The 23,570-nt window shown below is 42.9% G+C and carries 20 protein-coding genes and 1 riboswitch; of the genes, 7 read left to right on the top strand and 13 right to left on the bottom strand.

The window, feature by feature from the left end; all coding sequences use genetic code 11:
* The first annotated feature begins 87 nt into the window (after positions 1-87).
* The 4 genes from CPG39_RS01685 to cobO all read left to right on the top strand — a co-directional run bounded on the left by CPG39_RS01685 (position 88) and on the right by cobO (position 5,421).
* On the top strand, positions 88-1,800 hold the full coding sequence (locus tag CPG39_RS01685; RefSeq protein ID WP_096291748.1) for a PQQ-dependent sugar dehydrogenase: 1,713 nt from the start codon (positions 88-90) through the stop codon (positions 1,798-1,800).
* 200 nt (positions 1,801-2,000) lie between these two features.
* Positions 2,001-2,228, top strand: a riboswitch (cobalamin riboswitch).
* A gap of 136 nt (positions 2,229-2,364) precedes the next feature.
* The gene (btuB, locus tag CPG39_RS01680) at positions 2,365-4,218 is read left to right on the top strand and encodes a TonB-dependent vitamin B12 receptor (RefSeq protein WP_096291747.1); all 1,854 of its coding nucleotides are present in this window, start codon (positions 2,365-2,367) and stop codon (positions 4,216-4,218) included.
* 14 nt (positions 4,219-4,232) lie between these two features.
* Positions 4,233-4,811 carry a hypothetical protein gene (locus tag CPG39_RS01675; protein WP_096291746.1) on the top strand — a complete coding sequence of 193 codons (579 nt, stop codon included), beginning with the start codon at positions 4,233-4,235 and terminating at the stop codon, positions 4,809-4,811.
* Positions 4,812-4,815: 4 nt separating this feature from the next.
* Positions 4,816-5,421, top strand: coding sequence for a cob(I)yrinic acid a,c-diamide adenosyltransferase (gene cobO / locus CPG39_RS01670; RefSeq protein ID WP_096291745.1), 606 nt, complete (start codon positions 4,816-4,818; stop codon positions 5,419-5,421).
* A 217-nt stretch (positions 5,422-5,638) separates the two neighbouring features.
* Here cobO and CPG39_RS01665 read toward each other — a convergent pair whose 3' ends face one another.
* From CPG39_RS01665 to ccmA, 10 genes are all read right to left on the bottom strand, one after another.
* A complete protein-coding gene (locus tag CPG39_RS01665) occupies positions 5,639-6,121 on the bottom strand; it encodes a peroxiredoxin (protein WP_096291744.1) in 483 nt (160 codons plus the stop codon).
* Positions 6,122-6,124: 3 nt separating this feature from the next.
* Positions 6,125-7,456: a c-type cytochrome biogenesis protein CcmI gene (gene ccmI / locus CPG39_RS01660; protein WP_096291743.1), complete on the bottom strand. Its 1,332-nt coding sequence runs from the start codon at positions 7,454-7,456 to the stop codon at positions 6,125-6,127.
* Entirely contained in the window at positions 7,453-7,953 is a 501-nt protein-coding gene (locus tag CPG39_RS01655; protein ID WP_096291742.1) for a cytochrome c-type biogenesis protein, read from the bottom strand. The genes ccmI and CPG39_RS01655 overlap by 4 nt, the downstream gene beginning before the upstream one ends.
* Before the next feature lie 33 nt (positions 7,954-7,986).
* Positions 7,987-8,517, bottom strand: coding sequence for a DsbE family thiol:disulfide interchange protein (locus CPG39_RS01650; protein WP_013647483.1), 531 nt, complete (start codon positions 8,515-8,517; stop codon positions 7,987-7,989).
* On the bottom strand, positions 8,514-10,568 hold the full coding sequence (locus CPG39_RS01645; RefSeq protein ID WP_096291741.1) for a heme lyase CcmF/NrfE family subunit: 2,055 nt from the start codon (positions 10,566-10,568) through the stop codon (positions 8,514-8,516). Before CPG39_RS01645 ends, CPG39_RS01650 begins: the two co-directional genes overlap by 4 nt.
* 92 nt (positions 10,569-10,660) lie before the next feature.
* Positions 10,661-11,110: a cytochrome c maturation protein CcmE gene (ccmE, locus tag CPG39_RS01640; protein WP_096291740.1), complete on the bottom strand. Its 450-nt coding sequence runs from the start codon at positions 11,108-11,110 to the stop codon at positions 10,661-10,663.
* Positions 11,094-11,210 (bottom strand): hypothetical protein, encoded by a 117-nt coding sequence (locus tag CPG39_RS01635; RefSeq protein ID WP_419866143.1) that lies wholly within the window; start codon positions 11,208-11,210, stop codon positions 11,094-11,096. Before CPG39_RS01635 ends, ccmE begins: the two co-directional genes overlap by 17 nt.
* Positions 11,211-11,287: 77 nt before the next feature.
* The gene (locus CPG39_RS01630) at positions 11,288-12,034 is read right to left on the bottom strand and encodes a heme ABC transporter permease (RefSeq protein ID WP_096291738.1); all 747 of its coding nucleotides are present in this window, start codon (positions 12,032-12,034) and stop codon (positions 11,288-11,290) included.
* Between the two features lie 165 nt (positions 12,035-12,199).
* Positions 12,200-12,859 carry a heme exporter protein CcmB gene (gene ccmB, locus CPG39_RS01625; RefSeq protein WP_096291737.1) on the bottom strand — a complete coding sequence of 220 codons (660 nt, stop codon included), beginning with the start codon at positions 12,857-12,859 and terminating at the stop codon, positions 12,200-12,202.
* A 1-nt stretch (position 12,860) separates the two neighbouring features.
* Complete coding sequence (ccmA, locus tag CPG39_RS01620) at positions 12,861-13,475, bottom strand: cytochrome c biogenesis heme-transporting ATPase CcmA (RefSeq protein WP_096291736.1); 615 nt, start codon at positions 13,473-13,475, stop codon at positions 12,861-12,863.
* Between the two features lie 337 nt (positions 13,476-13,812).
* On the opposite strand from ccmA, the gene CPG39_RS01615 reads away from it, so the two are divergent.
* On the top strand, positions 13,813-14,049 hold the full coding sequence (locus CPG39_RS01615) for a YdcH family protein (protein ID WP_013647476.1): 237 nt from the start codon (positions 13,813-13,815) through the stop codon (positions 14,047-14,049).
* Positions 14,050-14,085: 36 nt separating this feature from the next.
* Positions 14,086-15,087 (top strand): zinc-binding dehydrogenase, encoded by a 1,002-nt coding sequence (locus tag CPG39_RS01610; RefSeq protein WP_096291735.1) that lies wholly within the window; start codon positions 14,086-14,088, stop codon positions 15,085-15,087.
* A gap of 466 nt (positions 15,088-15,553) precedes the next feature.
* Here the strand turns inward: CPG39_RS01610 and CPG39_RS01605 are convergent, their stop codons facing one another.
* Together CPG39_RS01605 and CPG39_RS01600 are read right to left on the bottom strand one after the other, a co-directional pair.
* The gene (locus CPG39_RS01605; RefSeq protein WP_096291734.1) at positions 15,554-17,485 is read right to left on the bottom strand and encodes a hypothetical protein; all 1,932 of its coding nucleotides are present in this window, start codon (positions 17,483-17,485) and stop codon (positions 15,554-15,556) included.
* The gene (locus CPG39_RS01600; RefSeq protein ID WP_096291733.1) at positions 17,409-20,003 is read right to left on the bottom strand and encodes a hypothetical protein; all 2,595 of its coding nucleotides are present in this window, start codon (positions 20,001-20,003) and stop codon (positions 17,409-17,411) included. Before CPG39_RS01600 ends, CPG39_RS01605 begins: the two co-directional genes overlap by 77 nt.
* 57 nt (positions 20,004-20,060) lie before the next feature.
* Between CPG39_RS01600 and CPG39_RS01595 the strand changes: the two genes are divergently transcribed.
* Positions 20,061-21,307 (top strand): IS3 family transposase gene (locus tag CPG39_RS01595; RefSeq protein ID WP_231990354.1). Its coding sequence is split into 2 segments (ribosomal slippage): positions 20,061-20,343 and positions 20,343-21,307, totalling 1,248 coding nucleotides; the frame shifts between segments, so codons are not numbered across the junction.
* Here CPG39_RS01595 and CPG39_RS01590 read toward each other — a convergent pair.
* Entirely contained in the window at positions 21,265-23,484 is a 2,220-nt protein-coding gene (locus CPG39_RS01590) for a hypothetical protein (protein ID WP_096291732.1), read from the bottom strand. The two genes, CPG39_RS01595 and CPG39_RS01590, sit on opposite strands and share 43 nt — an antisense overlap.
* Positions 23,485-23,570: the final 86 nt, after the last annotated feature.

Genomic DNA, 23,570 nt, shown 5'->3' with positions numbered 1-23,570 from the left:
TATTATTTTCACATTAACTTAAAGGCATCCAAAAAATGATTATTTAAAAACATATAAGACTGAATTCCACCCATGGGAGGTTTCAAAATGAAATTCCTTTATCCATTATTAACTTTATTGTTGCTGGGTGCTGCACTTGATGGATCAGCAATCAATACAGCCCAAAATACTGCTGAAACTTCTGTATCTGCAGGAGAACGTGTAGATGATCCTATTCCGGATCAGATTCAGAAAGGTCCCATTCGCTTGCGATTGAAACAAATTGCAACCGGCTTGACTGCACCTAACTGGGCAGTTCCCATTCCAGGCGCGACAGAACATTTATACGTCAGCGATCAAGATCGTAAATTATGGCGTATCGATTTGGCTACAAACAATAAAGAAATTCTCATCGATTTCTTTTCTTCGAATCAAGTACCGCTGGGAGCATTTGGTGACGAATCCTACGATGAACGTGGTTTTCTTGGTTTTGCATTCCATCCCCAGTACATCGACAATGGATTGTTTTATACTTATGATTCAGAAATTGCTATCACCACTAGCGATTTTTCCACTATCCCTCCCGGAGCTACTGCCGATCATCGTTCTGTCATTACCGAATGGCGATTCGTCTCTCCCAGCTTAAATGATCCTCCAGCAACGATAGAACGGGTTCGAGATTTGCTGACGATTGATCAACCCCAATTTAATCATAATGGCGGAGCGATGAATTTTGGTCCGGATGGTATGTTATATATTGCGCTTGGCGACGGCGGCGGAGCCGACGATCGTGATGGGCAGAATTCTATGATCGGTCACGGCGTTGACGGTAACGGGCAGAATCCTGGCAATCCCTTGGGCAGCTTACTCAGAATCAACCCACTAGGTAATAATTCAAGCAATGGAAAGTACGGCATACCGGCCGACAACCCTTTTGTAGGTTCGAATACCATACTGTCGGAAACTTATGCCTACGGCTTTCGTAACCCGTTTCGATTTTCTTTTGACTCTCAAACAGGCGCGCTCGTATTAGCCGATGTCGGGCAAAATGACATTGAAGAAGTGAACCTGATTCAAGCCGGAGGAAATTATGGCTGGGGATTGAAAGAAGGCAGTTTTCGTTTTGAGCCCAATGGTAACGACCCGGGATTTGTAACTGATGGCACTGTTGCAGGGAACTTCATCGATCCGGTGATTCAATATGATCATGACGAAGGCATCGCCATCATTGGTGGATTCGTCTATCGCGGCAATGCTATCCCGGCGCTACAAGGAAAATACGTATTTGGCGATACCGCCAGAACCGGGAATGCCGATGGCCGGATTTTTTATTCCGATGGCAGTGAAATTCTTGAATTAGACTTGGCCGATCGTGATCAACCTGGTTTCTGGATACTTGGTTTCGGACGAGATGGCGATGGCGAGCTTTATGTACTTGGCAATACTACAGGCACGCCCTTTGGAACCACGGGCGCAGTCTACAAACTGGTTCTCAATGCCAGTTTTGAAGGTAATTTACTTGAAATACCGGCAGTCAGCGTCACATCAACGAATGAGGAGAGCATGATTTATCACGCTCGCTTGCAGCATCTTCCAGGGAGCGATCCAATGCGTTTTGAACTGATGGATGCTGAGAGATTAGCCAACCGCTTTCGCGATGAAAGCGCCACCTTTAATCAATCTACTGGCAAACTCAACCTTTCTTTTATCAATGTTGCGGATAGCAACGGGCAAATATTCACCTATTCCGTTGAGTTGCAGCAGGTGCCGGGGCAGTCAAACCTGACATTCGAACTGAAACAATTTGAACGCATTAAGTAAGAAACAACTATGTCATCATCAACCATATTGACTGCATACAAATTACGAATTGCTAATGATGTACGACATCCTTTGACACTATCCCGGCGCGCTTTGCACGACATGCGAACACCTCGTGCTCCGCCAAGCGCGACCTCAATATTACGCTCATTGAATCGATTTATTAATTTCCTTGACATACTTACCACAGGTCAGGTAAGTTTCGCCCTCACATTTCAGGTGCCTTCAAGCGTCTTCCTTGAAAGTTAAACGGGAAGCTGGTGCGTTTCAAATTAATTAATAATTAAACAATGCCAGCACTGCCCCCGCAACGGTAAATGAGTAAATTATCTGCATCATGCCACTGTGAACGATTTCACGGGAAGGCGCAGATCAGGAATTTATTCCGCTCATGAGTCCGGAGACCGGCCTGAAGTAAACATACTGCGGCATTGCGGAGGGCAATCAGTGGCATTTCGAATAGCTTTTTGCGGGCTAGTCTGTTTGCCCTATTCCTGATTATCCCTCTGTATTCCGTAACTTCTAAATTTGAAAACGCGCGGGTGTGCGCGAAGGAATCAGATCATGCGAAGAAGCCACCATCCGGCATTGGCCCTGCTATCTCTGGGGATCACTACATCGTTATTCGCAGCGAATGCGGATCATCAGGAAAAACCTGTCATTGTCACTGCAACCCGCACGGCACAGACCGCTGATGCTTCACTAGCTTCGGTGACTGTGATCACCCGCAAAGATATTGAACGTCAACAGGCACGTTCGATTCAGGATTTGTTTCGTGGCGTACCAGGGATCAATATTGTCAATCAGGGGGGCGCTGGTAAAGCTACCTTTGTACACATGCGCGGTACCGAATCAGATCATGTCCTGGTGATGGTCGATAACATCAAAGTCGGCTCGGCCACATCCGGCACGACCGCATTCGAAAACATTCCTATTGATCAGATTGATCGTATTGAGATCGTGCGTGGCCCGCGCTCCAGTTTATATGGCTCTGAAGCCATTGGCGGGGTCATTCATATTTTTACGCGCAAAGGTGACGGGGCTGGACTTAAGCCAACCTTTGGCTTTGGGGGCGGCAGCTACGGTACCTTGGAAGGTTCCACGGGTTTATCGTATAGTGGCAAACAAGGTTGGTTTAATATGACTGCCAGTGGAATTGGTACCCAAGGATTTAATGCCTGTACCGGTTCTAGCAGCGCCGGCTGCTTTATTAATGAGCTTGAACCCGATCGTGATGGTTACCGTAATGTCGCCGGATCCACGCGCGCCGGATATCGCTTTCAGAATGGATTGGAAATTGATGGTAGTTTTATGCAATCTGCCGGAAAAACCCAGTTTGATGGCAACTTTGCCAACAAAGCTGTTTTAATGCAACAAGTCCTCGGTGGCACAGCACGATATTCTCCGCTGGATTTCTGGCGCATTAGCCTGATAGGCGGACGCAGCCGGGAAGATTCGGATAACTTTCTTGGTACTGCTTTCCAAAGCCGGTTTAATACCATACGTGATACGATTTCCGTATTGAATGATTTTACCGTAAACTCCAATAACCTATTGACCATTGGTATGGATTATCAGAAAGACCATGTTAGAAGTACCGAGGCTTTTACTGTTCATTCACGGAACAATTGGGGGGTTTTTGCGCAACATCAGGCAACATTTGCCAAGCATGACATTCAACTATCTCTGCGTCATGACGATAACCAGCAATTTGGCAGCCGAGTGACAGGCGGTGCCGGCTGGGGTTATCCGATTACTGAAAATATCCGCCTACTTGCCAACTTTGGTACTGCCTTTAAAGCTCCAACATTCAACGATCTGTATTTTCCTAATTTTAGTAACCCCAATTTACGTCCGGAAGATTCACTTAGCTATGAATTCGGCACACGCGGTAAGGCTGATTGGGGTAATTGGTCATTGAATTTTTATGAAACCCGTATTGATGACTTGATTGCTTTTGATGCCACTACTTTTGCACGCACTAATATTGCACTCTCCAATATTGAAAAGGCACGCATCCGCGGATTTGAAGGCACATTAAGCACACAGATTAAAGGTTGGCAACTCAATAGTAACCTGACGCTCCTGAATCCAGAAGATCATTCGTCCGGATTAAATCGCGGTAATATATTGCCACGACGTGCTGAACAATCATTCCGGTTGGATGCCGATCGTCAGTTCGGTCAATATACATTAGGCGCAATGCTGCTGGTTGAAGGTCAGCGCTACGATAATCTCGCCAATACCCTTAAATTGGACAGCTATGTAAAATTTGATCTGCGCGCTGAATATAACTTTAATAGACGCTGGCGTCTGCAGGGACGCATTGAAAATTTACTTAATGAGCGCTATGAAACAGCTGCATTCTATAATCAACCAGGGCGAAGCTTCTTTGCCATGGTACGTTACCAACCCTAACAGAGGAACCCAATATGTTGACCTTATCCATTCGCAGTCAAATATCTATAGGATTATTGCTAGTATTATTGATGATATTTACTCGCAGTCATCATTTTGCCTCGATATATAGCATGGCAGACGCATCCTGGGCCATTTTCTTTTTTGCCGGTGTGTATCTACGTTCCACTTGGCCACTTTTAGGCTTCTTTGCATTAAGCGGGTGGTTGGATTTTGCCGCTACTCACTGGGGAAATGTAAGTGATTATTGCTTGACTCCGGCTTATGTATTTCTATTACCAGCTTACGTTTCTTTATGGCTCACTGGCCGTTGGTACAGAGAGCGCTATCAATTTGCATGGAATACTTTATTGCCACTTTCTGTCAGCGCCATAACCGGTTTAACCTTATGCCAGTTATTTTCTAGCGGTGGCTTCTATTTTTTTTCCGGTCGCATTGCTGAAACAAGCTTTAATGAATTTGGCGAACAACTCATCAAATACTTTCCCCTCTATGCCGAGACATTTGTATTTTATCTGGGCCTGACTGTTGTAATTCACACGTTTCTAATATTAATTTCTCAACAATTTAATTCAAACAACGCCGCAGGATAACACTATGATTGAGTCTGACCGCGCGGAACGCTACCGTACCCGTATGCAGCGTAAAAAGGAAATCATTGATGAAGCGATAACCCGGGCAAACCGTGAGCAAGGTTTACTTTTGATTCTTACCGGTAACGGTAAAGGTAAATCCAGCTCAGCCTTTGGCATGCTTGCACGAGCACTTGGACATGATATGCGTGTAGGGGTGGCGCAATTTATTAAAGGTCGCTCAGATACAGGCGAGGAAGCATTCTTCCGGAAACAGAACAATGTCGTCTGGCATGTATTGGGAGAAGGTTTCACCTGGGATACGCAAAACCTTCAGAGAGATACCGAGACAGCGCAACGTGGCTGGATTATCGTGCAGGAAATGCTGTGTGATCCGTCGATAAATTTGATTGTACTGGATGAATTGACTTATCCACTCAAATTTGGCTGGTTGAATTTAACTGCTGTGCTAAACGATTTAAAAAATCGGCCAACTATGCAGCATGTTGTCATTACCGGACGCGGTGCACCCGACGCGCTATGCGAAATAGCCGATACAGTCACTGAAATGACCGACGTTAAGCATGCTTTTCGTAACGGTGTTCAGGCGCAAAAGGGCATTGATCTATAATAGGACTACGAACTTCCGTACTCGCTTTCTACGCAATCAACATAACAAGCATACAAAGCTAAGTTATAGATTCTAATAAATTAATATGCCTATGAACTTTCTTAAGTTTGACGTTTTTATTGAATGGACAGGGCTTCAAATTGTACCTCACCCTATAAATTTCCCAGATTTTTCCGCGTTTTTTCCCGATATTGAAAACCGTACAGAGGCATATAAATTAATATTGATGTGAATTACTGTTGAATGTATTAATAAAATCCAGAACCTCTTGTACGTGTCCAGGCACTTTAACTCCACGCCATTCTTTTATTAGGATGCCGTGTGTATCAACTACAAAAGTACTCCGTTCAATACCGCGAACTTGTTTGCCATACATATTCTTCATTTTCATTACACTGAACAAATTACATACTTCATCATTTTCATCACTCAGCAATTCAAACGGAAACTGCATTTTAGCTTTAAAGCTGTCATGTGATTTGATGCTATCACGAGACACGCCAACAATAATACAATTCCTCTCGGTAAACAAATGCCAATTATCACGAAAATCTTGGCCCTCTGCTGTGCATCCAGGTGTATCATCTTTAGGGTAGAAATAGATAATCACATTTCTCCCAATGCAATCAGACAATGAGAATTCCTTGTTACCGGTTGAAGGTAACTTGAAATTTTCTACTGCATGATTAATTTCCAGCATTTTTTATGGTATTTGCTTATCGATCATTATTGCAATGTTATCGCTGCCAAGCTTAACTGGTTTGCTAAATCCTTGCAAATCGCCACTCGAAGGAACAGCCTGACCAGATTTAGAAATTCTTGCTTCAATAACAATTTCTGGGAAGCTGGACATTTTCATTGTAGGCATCATCGCCATATCGTCTGTCAGTGTAAAAGTTGCTGGAAGATCACTGGCTTTCAAGCGCAAAATTGCTAAGGGCATCTTAGGTCCGGTACTTGCCCGTGCATAAATAAACAAAGTATCGCTAGGTGTTAGTTTCGAAACCAATTCAGGCTGAATATTTACCTGTCCAGATACTGAAAGTGCGATTGTCTTGATGGGCTCAGTTGCTGAAGTATTATTAACGGGCTGGATATCTTTTTTTTCCACTACTGCATCATTCGCCGCAATATGCTGGTCCGAAGCATTCCCTTTACCGCTTGATGCCAATAACTTGGCTTCAGCAATACTATCCTTGACAGACTTCGCCAAAGGGGAATCAGAAGGTATGGTCACCAGTAATTTCTCCCAATGCGCCGAAGCTTCATTATATTTTTCCTGCTCAAATTCTGCATGGCCTGCAAGTGCTAGTGCCGGTGGATATTCCGGATCAATCCTAAGTGCTTCATAAAGCAGCTCGGTTGGCTTTCCAGCCAGGGTTCCTTGATTTCTCAGTCCCAATACACGGGCATAATCGCTTAAAATTTGAGGGTTATTAGGTATCAATTCCACCAGTTTTGCATATGTATTGCTTGCTTCCGTGTAGCGCTCCATTGCTGTGTAAGTGCGACCTAACATTATCCAACCTTCAATATCTTCTGGATTATTACTCAACCTAGCAATCAAGGCTTCCAATGCAGCTGAGAAATCATGGCCTGAGAGATCATCGCCACTGTTACCTCGGTTCATTTGTGTTGCACTGGCAAGTTGCTCTTGTGGTAATAATCCGCGCGTATCACCAATATTCAAATACAGAAAAACTGCACCGAGCGGGAACATCAGCACAATCATTACTGAGAGCACAATGTTATGAATTTTCTTATTTTTTTTAAGAACGACTTCTTCATGTTTAGTAACGTCTTGCAACATACGTTGCTGGAGTTCCTGCTTGCTCTTACTATACTGTTCTTGACTTAGGATGTCATTTTCCAAGTCTTTATCAAGCTCAGCAAGCTGATCACGATAGACTGTAATATTAATCGCATCATGTTCCAGGTTTTTAAGCTGAGTGTCCTTATTCCGTAATAAGGTTGGAATGATAAACAATAGTGCTGTAACAATAAAAATTCCGGAAATAACCCAAAAAGCCGTCATACGCCCTTACCTTTTTTATTCTCATTCAATAATGCTTCCGCTTCATTAAGCTGCTCTGGTGAAAGCGCTACATCCTCTATTTGTAACCGTCGACGCCTTAAATAAACAACTAGTGAACCTAATCCAATCATGAACAAAATGACCGGACCAAACCATAAAAGAATGGTCGTGGGTTTCATAGGGGGATTATAAAGAACAAAATCTCCGTATCGATCAACCAGAAACTGCACAATCTCTTTATCTGTTTTGTTGGCTTTTATCTGTTCGCGAATTTCACGGCGAATATCATTGGAAAATTCCGCCCTGGAATCTGCAATGGATTCATTTTGACAAACCAAGCAACGTAAATCTACGGTCAATGCCAACATTCTTTTTTCAATCTCTGGATCTTCAGCGACAGGTATAGCTTCTTTTGCGCATACGCTAAGTGGAGAAACTAAGAATAGTACCAAAGTAAAAATGATAATCTTTACTACATTACCGAGCTGACATGTCATGAAAATCGATCCTTACATTTAACTTAAAAATTTTTATGCTTGATTCTGTAATTCTTTAATTAAAGGAAGAATTGTCTTTTCAAGTGAATCTACTGTAACAGGTCCAATTTGCTTGTGTCTGATAATTCCTTTTTTATCGATTACATAAGTTTCCGGAACACCATAAACACCGTAATCAATTCCAACCTTTCCATCGATATCTACAATGCTTATGGCATAAGGATCGCCATAGCGTTTTAACCATTGCAACGCTGTATTGCGTTCATCTTTGTAATTGAGACCATAAATTGGAATGATCCCCGAATTTGCCAATTGCACCAACAAAGGATGCTCATCACGACATGCAACACACCAAGACGCCCATACGTTGAGCATCCAAACTTTTCCAAGATTATCCTCTGAAGACATTATCTTTTCTGGTTCATGCAGTTGATTAAGTTGAAATTTTGGGGCCGGTTTATCAATCAGCGGTGAAGGCACTTGCCGAGGGTTTAATGTCAACCCAACCAGTAAAAAAACGGCCAATACCATAAAAATGGCTAGAGGCATCAAATACCGCATCATAACTTTGTGGCCTCCGTAGCCAATTCAACCTTGGTTGTTGCAGATGCAACTGCTGCGGGCGTGCCTTCGGTTTGCTTTTTCGATTCAATATCGCTCGTAGCAGCAGATTCCTTTTTAGTAATCTTAAGACGATAACGCCGATCGGTAATTGAGGTAATCCCCCCCATTGCCATCAATATACACCCAAACCATATCCAATCCACAAACGGTTTATGATAAGCACGAACCACCCAGACGCCATTCGATAACGGCTCTCCTAAAGCAACATATAAATCACGAAAAAACCCCGTATCGATCGCCGCTTCAGTCATTGCCATACCCGAAGCATTATAAGTACGCTTTTCCGGATATAAAGTGCGAATAAATTGATCATCTTTAAAAACAGAAATATCACCTTTCACAGCTTTATAGTTTGGACCAACGGCATCACTGGTACCATTAAACTGAAAAACATAGCCACCAACCGTTACCTTGCTGCCAATTTCCATACGTACATCTTTTTCAGTTTCATAGCTGTTTACTAGCGTTACACCGATAATAAATACCGCCACTCCGATATGTGCACAATGCATTCCGTAATAGCTTCTTGACTGTTTAGCCAGTTTAGTAAACAGACTCCCTTTTCCGGAGTTATTCAGACGATGCTTTAAATTAACAAATGCACACACAATAATCCAGAATGCAAGCAGTAAACCAAAGCTAACCATCGGTTTCCATTCGCCCATAAAAAAAGGTGTCATGAGAGCAGAAACTACACTTATTCCAAACGCCCAGCGTAAACGAACAGCCAGTGCTGGCAAACTCATCTGTTTCCAACGTGAAATAGGCCCAATACCGATCAAGAAAATCGCCGGTGTCATGATTGGTACAAAAACTGCCTCAAAGAATGGAGGGCCTACCGATAATTTACCCAAACCAAGAGCATCAATAATCAATGGGTAAAGTGTTCCCAACAATACACTTGCCGCTGCGACTAGCAACAATATATTATTAGCCAGCAACATTGATTCGCGCGAGAGCAAGTCAAATCTGCCTCCTAAGCCAACTTTTGGCGCACGCCATGCGAACAATAATAATGCACAGCTAATCACAATCACAAGAAAAGCAAGGATAAATACACCCCGGGCAGGATCGGTTGCAAATGCATGAACAGAAGTTAAAACACCTGAGCGCACTAAAAATGTTCCCAACAAACTCAGCGCGAATGTGCTAATTGCCAATAAAACTGTCCAGCTTTTGAAACTACCGCGTTTTTCAGTAACCGCAAGCGAATGAACTAAAGCTGTACCAACAAGCCACGGCATAAAAGATGCGTTCTCTACCGGATCCCAGAACCACCAGCCGCCCCAGCCTAATTCATAATAGGCCCACCAGCTACCGAGCATAATTCCAATTGTCAAAAATACCCAGGCAATAATCGTCCATGGACGTGACCAGCGCGCCCACGTCGCATCCAGCTTCCCGCTCAATAACGCGGCGATAGCGAAAGCAAAAGCAACCGAAAACCCTACATACCCCATATAGAGCATAGGCGGATGCACTACCATGCCAAAATCTTGCAACAAAGGATTCAAATCACTTCCTTCCGTTGCAGCAGGTAATAAACGATCAAATGGATTTGAGGTAAATAACATAAATACCAAAAAACCGATACTGACCAGGCCTAAAACTCCAATTACTCTTGCAACAACATCATCTGGCAACTGCTTACTAAAGACACTGACTGCAACAGACCAACTGGCAAGCATCAAAACCCATAACAATAAAGAACCTTCATGAGATCCCCACGTCGCAGCCAATCGAAAATGAAATGGTAATTCTGTATTCGAATTGTTGGCTACATTTAAAACAGAGAAGTCGCTACTGACAAAAGAATATGCCAAACAAAAGAATGCAATCAGTACAAATACAAATTGCCCCTGAACTACAGGTCTCGCCAATGCTATCCAGGAAGGAATACCACGTGCTGCGCCAATAATAGGCAATGTTCCTTGCAAAGTAGCCAGTAGGAGAGCAAGTATTAAAGAAAAATTACCAATTTCTGGAATCATGATTTTATTTAAGAATTAAAAAATTATTCAGGATTAAAAATTGAACTCCCCTGAAAAGCAAATATTAATTTATTAACTTTTCAGGGAAAACCTTACTGTACCAGAGATGCTTTCTGTGCTTTAGCAGCTTTCTCTAGAGCTTCGGCAGCCTCAGGCGGCATATAATTTTCATCGTGCTTAGCAAGAACTTCATCAGCCAAAAAAATACCTTCAGCAGATATTTTTCCTTGCGCAACCACCCCCTTACCTTCTCGAAACAAATCAGGCAGAATACCTGTGTATACAACAGGGATTGTTTCCGCCGTATCTGTCACCGAAAAATGTACCGTAGTCGATCCATCATCACGCTTAACACTGCCTTCTGCAACCAATCCACCAATGCGAAAACTTTTACCAATTGGCGCTTCATTCGCGATAACTTGAGATGGGCTAAAGAAAAACACCAGATTACTTTGAAAAGCGTTTAATACCAAAATAGCAGCAACTCCTAATGCAGTAACTCCAGAGACTATCATTACAAGCTTCTTATGACGTGGTTTCATTTTTTGTCTCATTATTATCTAAGTCTTCGATGTGACTATATTGTTTTTCTAAAGTTCGTCGACGATTTGAAATTAACAGAATTTCACCAACTATACACATGAACGTTACAATATATGATCCCCAAACATAGAGTCCATATCCTCCCATTGAGAAAAACTCTGACCAGCTTGACCAAATCACAATAAAGCTCCTTTCTTTTGTAGCTCAGTCACCCAGGCCGTATGACTTTCTCGCTCAAGAATAATAACGCGTGTTCGCTTTAATATTACTGCAATAGAATACATCCAACTAGCGAGTACCATAATCAGCATACCGGTCAACATCGTCGTCGCCATTGCAGGCGCTTGATTGATGCTTACCGATGCACCTTGGTGCAGAGTATTCCACCACTGTACTGAAAAATAAATAATCGGTATATTGATGACGCCAACCAAGGCAATGATTGCGCCAGCTTTATCAGCACGTCGTGGATCATCAATTGCTGCCTGTAACGACATGAACCCAATATAGAGAAAAAACAAGATTAATTCAGAAGTTAATCGCGCATCCCATACCCACCAGGTTCCCCACATGGGTTTCCCCCATAACGCACCAGTCCATAACGCGATAAAAGTGAACATGGCACCGGTTGGTGCAATTGCAGTTGCAAGCATAGAAGACAATCGTGTATTAAAAGCCAATCCCATACCTGCCCAAAATGCCATCACCACATATAGAAACATTGACATCCACGCTGCGGGTACGTGTATGAAAATAATCCGATAAGCCTCACCTTGTTGAAAATCGGTTGGCGCAACAAAAAAACCGACATAGAGTCCTGCCACTAGCAATACCACAGAAACAAAAACAAATATCGGAATCATTTTTCCCGCCAATGAATAAAAACTGGCAGGAGAAGAGTACTTAAACCAATTAATTGCCATATTCAATATTAATAAAATTTTTCATGTTAATTTTACCTCTCGACTATCCCCAATTTTCTTAGCCTGTAATTTTATACCAAAAAATCAGAAATTATATAAAAGGCATAATAAATTACCCTTAATTGATGAGATGATATTGAAATAAATTCAAAAATGGCACTTCAATTATTCTAAAGAAACGCGCAAGGATGCAGCCGCAGCCCAAGGTGCTAGCACAATCGAAACCAGTAAAAATGCACCAATCAATGATAAATGCGCGTCAAAATCCATCCCTGCCATATTAGCTTCAACCGCGCCGGCTCCAAAAATCAATATAGGAATATAAAGAGGTAATACTAATAACGAAACCAATACTCCCCCTCCTCGCAATCCCAGAGTCAATCCTGCGCCAATCGCTCCGATCAAGCTTAAAACCGGCGTCCCCAATAATAATGCAACCGTCAGAACAAATAGTGCATCAGCTGGCAAATCGTACTGAATCCCCAATACCGGTGCCATTAAAACAAGCGGCACTCCGGTTACCAGCCAATGCGCAAACGCTTTACCAAGCACTAACAGTGATAGTGATTGAGGCGATACCAACATCTGCTCCAATGTCCCATCAACATAATCATTTGCAAACATTCTTCCCAGAGATAACATCGAAGCCAATAAGGCTGCCACCCAAACTACACCGGGTGCCATTGTGCGTAACATATTCATTTCAGGCCCAACGCTCAGGGGAAACAAACTCACCACGATGATGAAAAAAAATAATGTAGTCAATACATCGGATTGGCGCCTCATTGCCAATAATAAATCGCGTTTAATTATCCACATAAACATATTAAGCCAAATGCAATTGCATAATTGATGCTGCGGTCACCTCAATTTCCTGATGCGTTGTCATCACAATCACGCCACCTTGTTGCAAATGTTGCTCCAGCAATCCTTGAATCAATTTAACGGCCATGACATCCAGTGCAACTAATGGCTCATCAAGTATCCATAAAGTAGTACTGCAGACCAATAACCTCGCTAAAGCAACGCGACGACGCTGTCCCTGCGATAAAACCTTGGCGGGCAATGCCTCTCTGCCCTTCAGTCCCATATGTTTCAGCGCTTCATTAGCCTGGTTAGAGGTAATTTCAAAACCGGCCAGTGCACTTGAGATACGTAAATTCTCGATAACCGTCAAATCATCTTTGGTACCACTTAAATGGCCAATATAAGTGACATCCGCAAAATAATCTCCACCTAGCAATCGGATCGAAGTACCGTTCCAGAGAATTTCACCCGCAGCGGGATTTGATAAGCCGCATAACATGCGTAATAAGCTGGTCTTGCCACTGCCATTAGGGCCGCGCACTTGCAGCAAGCTACCTGCCTCGAGAGAAAAGTTGATATCCTTGAAAAGCTCGCGATCACCACGAACACAAGCAAGATTAACACCCTGCAACATTGTTTGAACCTTACAGTCGCATAAACATGAAATTATAGCGCATCGAGGCTGAATTCGCTTACTCAAAAGAATCGATACAACTTTAAATATACTTGACTTTGCAAAGCAGTAGCTTAGTTATGCTGTATGTAAACAAATTTCCTATAAATGCTGTTTAAAACTTTATTTACAGGTAACTTGCAAAGTCTAATTACATATCAGTAAACTTTGGATCACGCATAAGAATTTGAGTCACTTACAAAAAATTTAAACACATGATAGCAACATACTGAGTATTAATAATTTTTATAGCCCAGAACTTATACCTTGAATTTATATAACTAATTAGGAATTAGCCATGATAGAAAAACACGATTTACACCACGAATTTCCTGAATATTACGATCGCATTCATGAATTAAAAACTCATGATAGTCACTTTGCTCGTCTATTTGAGGAATACCATGACCTCAACCGTGAAATACTCAGGATTGAAGAAGGTATCGAAAACACCACTGACGAATACTTAGAAGAATTGAAAAAGAAGCGCTTGTTACATAAAGATAAGCTCTACAGCATGATTACCAATAATTAACGGCCTTCTCGCAGTCAACATGCTATCGGAGCAAAAATGAAAGCAGTTTATTTTAACGCAGGTGGTTCAGCGGAAATATTGTATTTTGGAGATATCGCACTGTCTGATCATTGCAATGAAGATCAGGTTTTAGTGCGCATTAAAGCGATCGGGATCAACCCGATTGACTGCAAGATTCGCAGCAATCCGGAACGATTTCCTGTCACTTTTCCGGTAATTCCGGGATGCGACGGGGCTGGTATTGTAGAAGCCGTAGGCGCGCAAGTTGATAATTTCAAACTGGGTGACGAAGTTTATTTTTCTCAACCCGCTTTTAACAACCGCCAAGGTACTTATGCCGAATATGTAAAAGTCGACGCCAGCTTACTCGCTTTAAAACCACGCTCGCTATCCTTCGAGCAGGCAGCCGCTGTCCCCTTGGTTTTTATTACCGCATGGGAAGCATTGCATGATCGGGCACACATCACTCAAGACCACATTGTATTGATCCACGCTGGTGCTGGCGGCGTTGGCCACGCCGCTATTCAACTGGCTAAGCTGGCCGGGGCTCGCGTCATTACTACAGTGAGCACTGAAACAAAAGCAAATTTTGTAAAGCGCCTGGGTGCAGATCTGGTCATCAATTATCGCTCGCAGGATGTCGTCGCAGAGGTATTGCACTGGACAAACGATAACGGCGTCGATATTGTGTTTGACACTGTGGGACCGGAAATACTGCAAAACTGTTTCCACTGCGTCAAACCCTACGGGGACATCGTAACCATTCTGCAATCCGCACCGGATACTGATTGGAGCGAGGCTCGCAAACGCAATGCGCGTTTCAGCCTTGAATTAATGCTGACGCCGGTTTTACTCGAACTGGAAGACGCAAAGCGTCATCAAGGTGAAATACTGCGGCAATGCGCGGGATTATTTGATGCCCACAAATTACAGGTGGAAATTGCGCGTACTTTCACACTAAGAGATGCTGCTGCAGCACAGAATTTTCTTGAACAAAGCCATCCTATTGGAAAAATTGTATTGACAGTGGATTCATAGAACAAATGAAATTCTTTTCAAAATCCGGGCCGATAGTTAAGGTCTGAGGTCGTGTAAAAGAAAAATATGAGATACGTAAGAAATACTATATGTTTTAGATTGTATTTAATGAATTGATACATAATATAATTTCTGTTCAGTCTATCTGCATTATTGCTAAATAGTTACTGTATACACAGTCTCCCAGCCACTCAATCATGCTTTTGCACTCAGCGGATTCAAAACAGCATAGTGGACAGTTAAAGCATGTAATAGCTGCCTAGTCGTTAGGCCAGTTGAGCCCAAGTCCAATTCACCAATTTTCTAGAAATAGAACTGATTGTTATTGTATTCATAAATATTTTTGTGGCAATCTACACATAATGTTGCGTAACAAAACAAAATCAAAAATTTTAGTATCCTAACCTGTTCATTTACCACTTAATGTAATTGATACAATTCTGTGATTTTTCTGCTACATTACGAGTTAATTAATTCCTGATACTGCAAGCTTTCTAGCGCGTCCTAAACATCTTACTTTTAATTTCATTAGAGAAGATAAGTCATCAAGATTTGCAAGTAACTGTTGGCATGCTTCTCCTTTAGGCACGGAAAATGCGTATTCAGACATCTTTTTCCCAATCCATTCTGTCCAATCTGAGTCATCAATAATAGCACCTGACGACATTAGAATAATGTAATAACCTATCTTTGCATCCAGTGCTGTTGAAAATTTTCCGGCTGCTTTAACAAGCGCATGAGTCACTGCATCAGCAAGAGCCTTGCATCGTTGTACCGCAGCTATCTCCGCCGCACTCTCCAGTGTATTAAAGAATCTTTCTTTTTCCTTCTTTTCCAAGGTCAAATTACCGACCCTTTTAATAAGATTATCAAAAAGATTACTATCGAAACACTGAACACGACAAGCAACAACAAGCTTTTTCCATACAACTCCAGTTGGCTCACGTCCAAGCTCATCAATAATATCTGAGAAGAATTCAGTCACTAAATCAGAGTCAATTTTCTCGATACTATCCATACTTTCAATTCTTCTTTTGTCCTGCAAAGGACTAAATCTTCTTATACTTAGCAAACTTCCTTCCCCGTCCAGATCTTCAATTGCTGAATCTACAAGATGACTATTCGTAAACATCAGTCCGCTTTTCACTCGCCAATTCTTTATAAGCATTAGACGCCCAACAATCATATCCTTCAAGTTGAGCGATGTCATATCCCAAAATCTCCACATTGGTTCTTTCCTCATGTCGAGCAAGGTTGCAGAAACTTCTTTTGGTGTTATCAGATTATCCAGCCAGCCAGTGAAATCATCTACGGCCTCCTTTGAATCCATTTCCAATGTCTCAATGAGTATATTGGCATGAGCAAATGCAGCCAATCCGCGCCAATACGGAGGATAATGCCAGAATTTCTCATCGACACTCATTCGACTCAAACCAGTCTTAACAATAGACGGCATCATTATCCACGCATATATAATTCCTGATTCTTCCGACTTCTTACCTAATAGACGCTCCAGTGCTTCAGACGCAAGCTCGAGGAATTTCGCATCGCTATCTAAGTGAAAAATAGCGATTTCAATAATGCCGAGTAATATCAATGGTGAATGTGTTTCCACGAGCGCGCTCAACGCGACAAGAAGTTCGGAAGCCGGTATATCACTAACCAACTTTACTGGCGACAACTTAAGATCGATGTTCAAAGCCAAAGCACACCTCAATCCATCAGATAACGATAGATCGATATGCTGCTCTAATTTCGGAATCAGAATACTATCAATCCAATCCTCTGCACTCATTCCTTCAGAGGAAGACCCAATCAAGGCTTCGTAATATATAAAGGACGATGGGAAAAATGTGGCGACATCAATTTCGCCTCCACAATGCCAACTATTTTTCATCGTAGACTTAAAACGTCCAGGATTTTCGCTAATATCCGATATCAATTGAAAGAATTCGGTTTCGCTCAACGGTCTATCTGCAAGAATTCTTAACCAATAACTCCTAGATGGCAGTGAAGGCCAACACTGTTTTATGACATAATTGAGCGCTTCAAGACGAATATCCTTATCTGGATACAAAAAAGCCAGATCATGGATTAGTCGACTATCATCTTCATTCTCGGCATTAACAATACGAATACCCTCTGGAGAGCGTACCAAAAAGAAATGTTTGCTATCTTTCGTAAAAATGCTTACTCGTTTACCCCGCTTTTGAATCCTTTCCAAGGCAACCAGAATACTCTCGTAATGAAAGGAGCCGATTTCTTTATAACTAATTAAACGTAGCTGTGAGAATGAAGAAAACTCCTCATTATTTATAAGCTTACGAATTATCGTTCCTGGTAACTTCTTGATTAGCATCTCCGCTGCCAAGCTCTCCAATTTCATTTTCTGCTTCATTCGCAATCTCCTTCGCACACGTCATCGCCCACGCTGCAATTTTTTCCGACGCCTTATCAATCAAGGTCGAGCATGCCGGAAAATAAGGAGCAATGATCTTTCTTTCCAGCCATTCCGCGTAACCTATCCTGAGTTCACCTGGAATCTCCACGGGCACCAGAGCAGTCATCATTCTGGCTAGAGCTATATCCTCCATTCGTTCTTTCCCATCTGGAGCAAAGCGCAGTGCCAGCTCAATATCAGGAATAATATGATCTACCACCCAATCTGCTCTCGCAACAATATCGCCCACGGCCGATTTTTCATCTTTCCATAAATCCCAAATGACTTTCTGGCCAATTCGCCAAAGCTCGTCCAAGTATTCCAAATCCGATGGAGCACAAAAAAAATCTGAGGAATGAAGCCTTGCCAGATACTCCCGTATAACCCGAAGTTTCGCTGACTCCATGAGAATTCCAGTCTCGCCCACTTTCTTTTCCAATAACTGCTCCAAGAGCTCATTTGCATCCACAGGTAGCGTGGAAAAACTCCATTCCCGCATCTTATGGATGGCTTCTGTGCGCTCGGTCTTTGTGACAGCCTCTCGTTCCACCAGCATATCAATAACATCAAGTGAGCAAAGCAAATCAACTTTCCTGCCATATCTGTCTTCAAGAATAGACTTCGAGTTAAGCATACGATCATCTATGCATGCTGCATCAATTCGACTAGCATCTTCTAGCAAATCAACCAGCGATAATGCAGAGATACCAAAATGCTCTTCGTCATTGCTTTTTTTTCCCTCACGAAGAAACTTTACCTTGCCTTCCGTCATTTTTTCCCGGATAACTCTGCGAACTTTCTCTAGCGCTTCGATCATATCTTCAGAGTATCGCTCAGTATCAACCAGAGCCTGCCATTCGTCGAATGCAGCCGGGTGGATGAATACTTTTCTACCCGAATTAATTAGAACTTCCAATAACTCAGTTTTAGAGAAATATTCAGCTGAAACTCTATCGAGGAAAACAGGTACAGCTCGAGCAAGCGTTGCTCCTGACATTTCACTTGTGCTGACCAATTTTAGATATTCTAATGCTGTTTTCAGTTTATTTTCTGTGATAAGTCCTTCATTACATAGCGCATGGGTCACCACAACCGGACTGGCGAGATTCTCAGAGAAATCTCCTAATTTCGCTTCTTCTTCCATGTAAGAGTCAATCCGGTAGAGCTTTCCCGAATGAATGTATAAACCTCCAGAACGCTTTGCTGCGCACAGCAAGGCAGCTTCTTCTTCACCCACAGCTGTAACCAAATCGGGATGACCTTCAGTTTCCTCAAGCACGCGAAGCTCCTTCCTACGAAGTTCAAGTAAAGGCTTTGCAGCTTTAATTCTCGAAGGCTGGTGAAATTTAACTTTTTCCCCTTCAAAAAAAAGCATCTCCATAAATCTTGGAGACAGTAGTGCTTCATCTAAAACATCAAAAAGGTGTTCAAGAAAACCAAGCTCATTTAGAATAAAAATGGACGTAACATCGAGAGCTAATCTCTTTACTGATAACATCTTAATCGAACGCCGGTTTCCTGCTCTGATCGGGATAGGTTGACGTCTTCGTGCATCAGCTTGTACTTTATTCTCGCGCGGGATAGCAATCAGCAATCTGCTAAGTGGAACATTGAAAATATGAGCTGCCCAATGAATCGGAATACTTCCATTTCTAAACAGTTCATTCTTCTTGCGCCAGCCAATCGCTGAATCTTGCATAAATTCAACTACCTCCCGGGTCGATAAACTTTTTATAAAGTTATCCCCCTCTCTGGAAGATTGTCTGACTCTGTTTAATAATGGCATCGCAATATCATCCTGCGCTAAAGCCATAGCTACAGAGTGGGCTTGAAGCAACGAACGCGGATTGTTTGGTTCCCGCTCAGTGCACTCTCTAACAAGTTGTAAAGCTCGCTCTCTCGCACTAAATACGGTCAATCGCGCAAGATCAAGCAGCAATGCAACAGGAAGTTCATTTCGTCTATTCCATTCGCGATCCAATATCGCTGGAAGTTTCTCCCATTCACCTGTCCGAACACTTAAATAAATATCCAAACTTAGGTCGTTGATGTTATTTCGTATGTTTAACAGCTGATTGTTGATTTCTTCTGATTTTTTTAACTCCCCGAGATGAAATAGAGCCCATGCTTGTGCTGACATCAGTTCTGGCTCTTTTTTTACCAGATCGGTACAGCTATCAAGGAAATTAACTATATCTTCGTCTTGAGCATACGTTCTGCGCAGGCATGTAACATAGCGCAGTACATTCGCCACATTCCGCTCCCGCTTAAACATCTCTAAAGCATATGGTATGAGTTCCGCCCAGCGCTGTGCTTTTTCAAGGCTTATGATGAGATTCGAAAGATCCTCTATCTTCCCAGATGCATCGTAGTTATCCTTGGCTTGTTTTGTCGGATCTTCTCCTCGACAATGCTGAATCATTAATTGAAATCTCGGAATATCGTCAGGATAAAGCTCTGCTTGCTTCGTTTTCAATACTGGAGTTGCCCCCTTTGAACGGACACATTATGTTCTGTTTAAAGGAGAAGAAATATGACACAAAACTACAAACCTGCTTACCCACCGGAGTTTCGTCAGCAGATGGTGGAATTGGTAGCATTAGGCAAATGCCCCAAGCAATTATCCAAGGAATTTGGTTGCCACTACACTTCGATACAAACCTGGTGTCGAGCAGCAGGTGTACCAATTAGATCAAGCCAGACAATTGCTTTCGCTGCAACATCGAGTGTTGTTTCCTTGAGTGCCAACGAACGGCAGGAGCTGCTGGAATTGCGTAAGAAGCTCAAGCGTGTGGAGATGGAGCGTGACATATTGGCAAAGGCTACGGCCTGGTTTGCAAACAACACGGATTGATAGGGAAGGTGTACCAATTAATCAAGGCAAACCGGGCTCAATTTCCGGCTCGTGTTCTATGTGAAACACTTGGTGTATCGCACAGCGGTTACTATGACTGGGCAAAACGCACACCCAGCCGACGGGCCATTACCAACTGTCGATTGATCGAGCAGATCATGGCTATATACCGTACAAGCGATGGTACGTATGGCCGCCCCCGCATTACCGTTGAGTTAGCCGATCGTGGAGTCAGGGTCAATCATAAGCGCGTAGGCAGGTTGATGCGTGAAGCTGGAATTAAAGGAGTGAGTCGCAGGCGAGGCTTTGTGATCACGACTCATCGGAATAAGCGTGACCACCCTGCACCGGATTTAGTGCAACGTCATTTCAAGGCAGCTAGCATCAATCAACTATGGGTTGCGGACATGACTTACATTCCTACCTGGGCAGGGTTTTTGTACCTAGCCGTGGTCATCGATGTATTCAGCCGTAAGGTAGTGGGCTGGTCTTTCGGCGAAACCATGACAGCAAGTCTGGTGATCAGTGCGTTGAACATGGCGTTAATCACTCGTAAACCGGGCAAAGTGATTCACCACAGCGATCAGGGTAGTCAATACACCAGTGTTGAGTTCGGCAAGCGATGCAGGGAAATGGGTGTGCGTCCCTCCATGGGCAGTGTGGGGGATGCTTACGACAATGCGATGGCTGAAAGCTTTTTTGCCAGCCTAGAATGTGAATTGATCGATAGGCGCTCCTGGAAAAATAAAACTGAAGCAAGGCTGGCCATATTCACCTGGATCGAGTCATGGTACAACCCCACTCGCAGGCATTCTGGACTGGGATACTTATCACCAAACAATTTTGAGAGAAAACTGAATGAGAAAAATCAAATCGCGATAGACTACAATTCGCTTTCACAGGTCGAGACTCTCTCGACTCCATGAAAAAAATGTCCGTCAAATTGGGACAACTCCAATACATCTTCGGCAAGCCCACATTCACCTGCCTGTACATAAGCCTGAATCAAAGTTCCGCCGAGAATCGGAAGAGATTCGACTTCTAAAAGTTTGTTCCAATTATCAACAATAAATGATGCAAGTTCTGAATATTGCTCGAGATGCTTTAGCAGTAATACCTTCGCATTCAATTCTATAGGTGTGAGGCCACCGAGTATTTCAGCTCGACCAAGGTATTTAGTCAGCGCTGACACATCGAAATTGACACCAAACGCATGTGCTAGCGGCATCAATTTCACGGCTGTTTTGCCATCATTCATGTCGTTCCTTAGCACATCAAGCTCTTCTCTCCTGTGCGCAGGATCCACTATTCTAAGCCAGCGGAGCCAAGTCTTTGATCGTTCAAGGAGGGATTCATCGCCTGCATTCTTTGCAATTTGGCTACACGCCTCAAAAGCCTCGTAAGCCTTACTGCGCCAATTTTCCGCTTCATCACCCTCGAGCAAATGATCGCTGACCGCAAGAAATTCTTCATGAATCACTCTTCTATGCAGATCCATTGGCACAGAGTTAGCAACATACAGCATCCCACAGAAATATCTGAGAATAGTGCACTCTAACAACATTTCATCCGGCAAAATTGATATAAGATTTGTTGCCTGTTCTATCCTGTCATTGACTGCGAGACAACCCATAACATTGGTCCACCCAATTGCTGTAAACAAATCCGGATTGATGCTTTCAAGTTTATCTAGGTAAGCAAGTGCGTCTGTATCCCCTTTTTTTGTACGCAAAATCGCAAAGATGTTACTTCTACCAGCTGCCGAATCTTCTGAGCGAAGCATGCGAAGAGCGGCGTCGATCTCTCCGCGAGCCGCTTCCATCCAAGCTTGTGCAGTGATTGATGCTGGAAGGTCCATCTCGACAAGTTTTGACAGAGCATTTTCGGCATCAACAAGATATCCATTGCTAGCTGCAATGCGCACAATCCAGTCATACACCTCTGCCTTTATGGGAAGAGGCGCTGCCGCAAACTTTCCACTACCATCAAGAAAACGGGCAAGTTCATGTAATTGTGCGAGAGTATCCTGACCGGGCGATGCTCGACGCCTGAGAATCGCATCGAGAGCATTTTTTACATCTTCACCGTGATGCTCGGCTATTGCACCATTTGCAAGTGGCGTATGTTTAGAAGAAAGTTTAGAGATAATATTTTTAGGAATATTATCCGAGTGTTGTTCTGAACGTGGCGGTATTGGTTTTAAGTTTAGTAGTGCTCTTGCCAGAGAAGCAGCTGTTTTGCAGGCAAACGCAGTCCAACCTGGATCTCGCTTAAAACCAACAATATCGCTAATGCCACGTACAGCTAATACTGGGATGTCTCCCTCTATGCTACGAGCTGCTTCAAATACACCTGGCAATTCCATTTCAACTGCTTTTAGGTCTCGCGCATTTTTCAGCCAATCTTGAAGAAGAACATGATCTTTCATCAACATATTTCCGGATGCGATAGGAGCCGCTGTCACAATGGGCAGTCTTGGTGTATTTTCTTCATTGAGTTCGAAGCGATACCTTAGAGAACGTCGCAAGTTATCCTTCCAAACATCATCAGTTATATGCGAAAGTCCTTCTTCGATAGAAACGGATGGAATGATGACTCCAAGCTTGGAAGGATGATTCCAATCTCCCAATCTCGACTTAAGAGCGGGTAGGCGGATAACAAAGTCCTGAACCGCTTTGTGAGCAGGAGCACCTCTGTGGGCAGTTTCTTTCGTACCATCAGCCAAGGCAGCAGTAATGCTAAAGTCGATCATGCGTGTCGCCAATACGACATCACCGAGAGAAAACTCAGCTTCAGGGACAGCACCAGCTATACCAACAAGCACAATCCAAGCTGGATCAAGGTCAGAAATTACATCAGATGTAGCGGATTGTGCAGCACTGTGCCCTTGTTCCAAGCTACGTAATAGTGCTGCCCGATAAGTAGAACCATCAACGGTTTCGAAATCTGAAATTTCATACGTTCTATGTTGTCCTTTTACTTCTGCGTTCGACGGGAAATAATGCAATACAGCTGCAAACTCATCTTCTCGAATAGCAATTAGCGCAAAATCCACACTGCCTTTTATACTTTCTGCTGATAGTTGCTCAATGCTACTACTCATAGGAATTTACTATCTTAAATTCTGGAAAAAAAGATTATATGTGTCAAACAAAGTCAATACAAAAAAGATCTATTGAATCAAGGTAC

Source organism: Nitrosomonas ureae, from assembly GCF_900206265.1.
GTDB lineage: Bacteria > Pseudomonadota > Gammaproteobacteria > Burkholderiales > Nitrosomonadaceae > Nitrosomonas > Nitrosomonas ureae_C.
The sequence above is the reverse complement of the archived record's forward strand: the minus strand, read 5'-3'. Positions and strand labels throughout refer to the sequence as shown.

Coding starts and splice junctions, on each gene's coding strand:
- CPG39_RS01685 (WP_096291748.1), top strand. CDS start 88: ATGAAATTCCTTTATCCATTATTAACTTTATTGTTGCTGGGTGCTGCA.
- btuB (WP_096291747.1), top strand. CDS start 2,365: ATGCGAAGAAGCCACCATCCGGCATTGGCCCTGCTATCTCTGGGGATC.
- CPG39_RS01675 (WP_096291746.1), top strand. CDS start 4,233: ATGTTGACCTTATCCATTCGCAGTCAAATATCTATAGGATTATTGCTA.
- cobO (WP_096291745.1), top strand. CDS start 4,816: ATGATTGAGTCTGACCGCGCGGAACGCTACCGTACCCGTATGCAGCGT.
- CPG39_RS01665 (WP_096291744.1), bottom strand. CDS start 6,121: ATGCTGGAAATTAATCATGCAGTAGAAAATTTCAAGTTACCTTCAACC.
- ccmI (WP_096291743.1), bottom strand. CDS start 7,456: ATGACGGCTTTTTGGGTTATTTCCGGAATTTTTATTGTTACAGCACTA.
- CPG39_RS01655 (WP_096291742.1), bottom strand. CDS start 7,953: ATGACATGTCAGCTCGGTAATGTAGTAAAGATTATCATTTTTACTTTG.
- CPG39_RS01650 (WP_013647483.1), bottom strand. CDS start 8,517: ATGATGCGGTATTTGATGCCTCTAGCCATTTTTATGGTATTGGCCGTT.
- CPG39_RS01645 (WP_096291741.1), bottom strand. CDS start 10,568: ATGATTCCAGAAATTGGTAATTTTTCTTTAATACTTGCTCTCCTACTG.
- ccmE (WP_096291740.1), bottom strand. CDS start 11,110: ATGAAACCACGTCATAAGAAGCTTGTAATGATAGTCTCTGGAGTTACT.
- CPG39_RS01635 (WP_419866143.1), bottom strand. CDS start 11,210: ATGTGTATAGTTGGTGAAATTCTGTTAATTTCAAATCGTCGACGAACT.
- CPG39_RS01630 (WP_096291738.1), bottom strand. CDS start 12,034: ATGGCAATTAATTGGTTTAAGTACTCTTCTCCTGCCAGTTTTTATTCA.
- ccmB (WP_096291737.1), bottom strand. CDS start 12,859: ATGTTTATGTGGATAATTAAACGCGATTTATTATTGGCAATGAGGCGC.
- ccmA (WP_096291736.1), bottom strand. CDS start 13,475: ATGTTGCAGGGTGTTAATCTTGCTTGTGTTCGTGGTGATCGCGAGCTT.
- CPG39_RS01615 (WP_013647476.1), top strand. CDS start 13,813: ATGATAGAAAAACACGATTTACACCACGAATTTCCTGAATATTACGAT.
- CPG39_RS01610 (WP_096291735.1), top strand. CDS start 14,086: ATGAAAGCAGTTTATTTTAACGCAGGTGGTTCAGCGGAAATATTGTAT.
- CPG39_RS01605 (WP_096291734.1), bottom strand. CDS start 17,485: ATGAAGCAGAAAATGAAATTGGAGAGCTTGGCAGCGGAGATGCTAATC.
- CPG39_RS01590 (WP_096291732.1), bottom strand. CDS start 23,484: ATGAGTAGTAGCATTGAGCAACTATCAGCAGAAAGTATAAAAGGCAGT.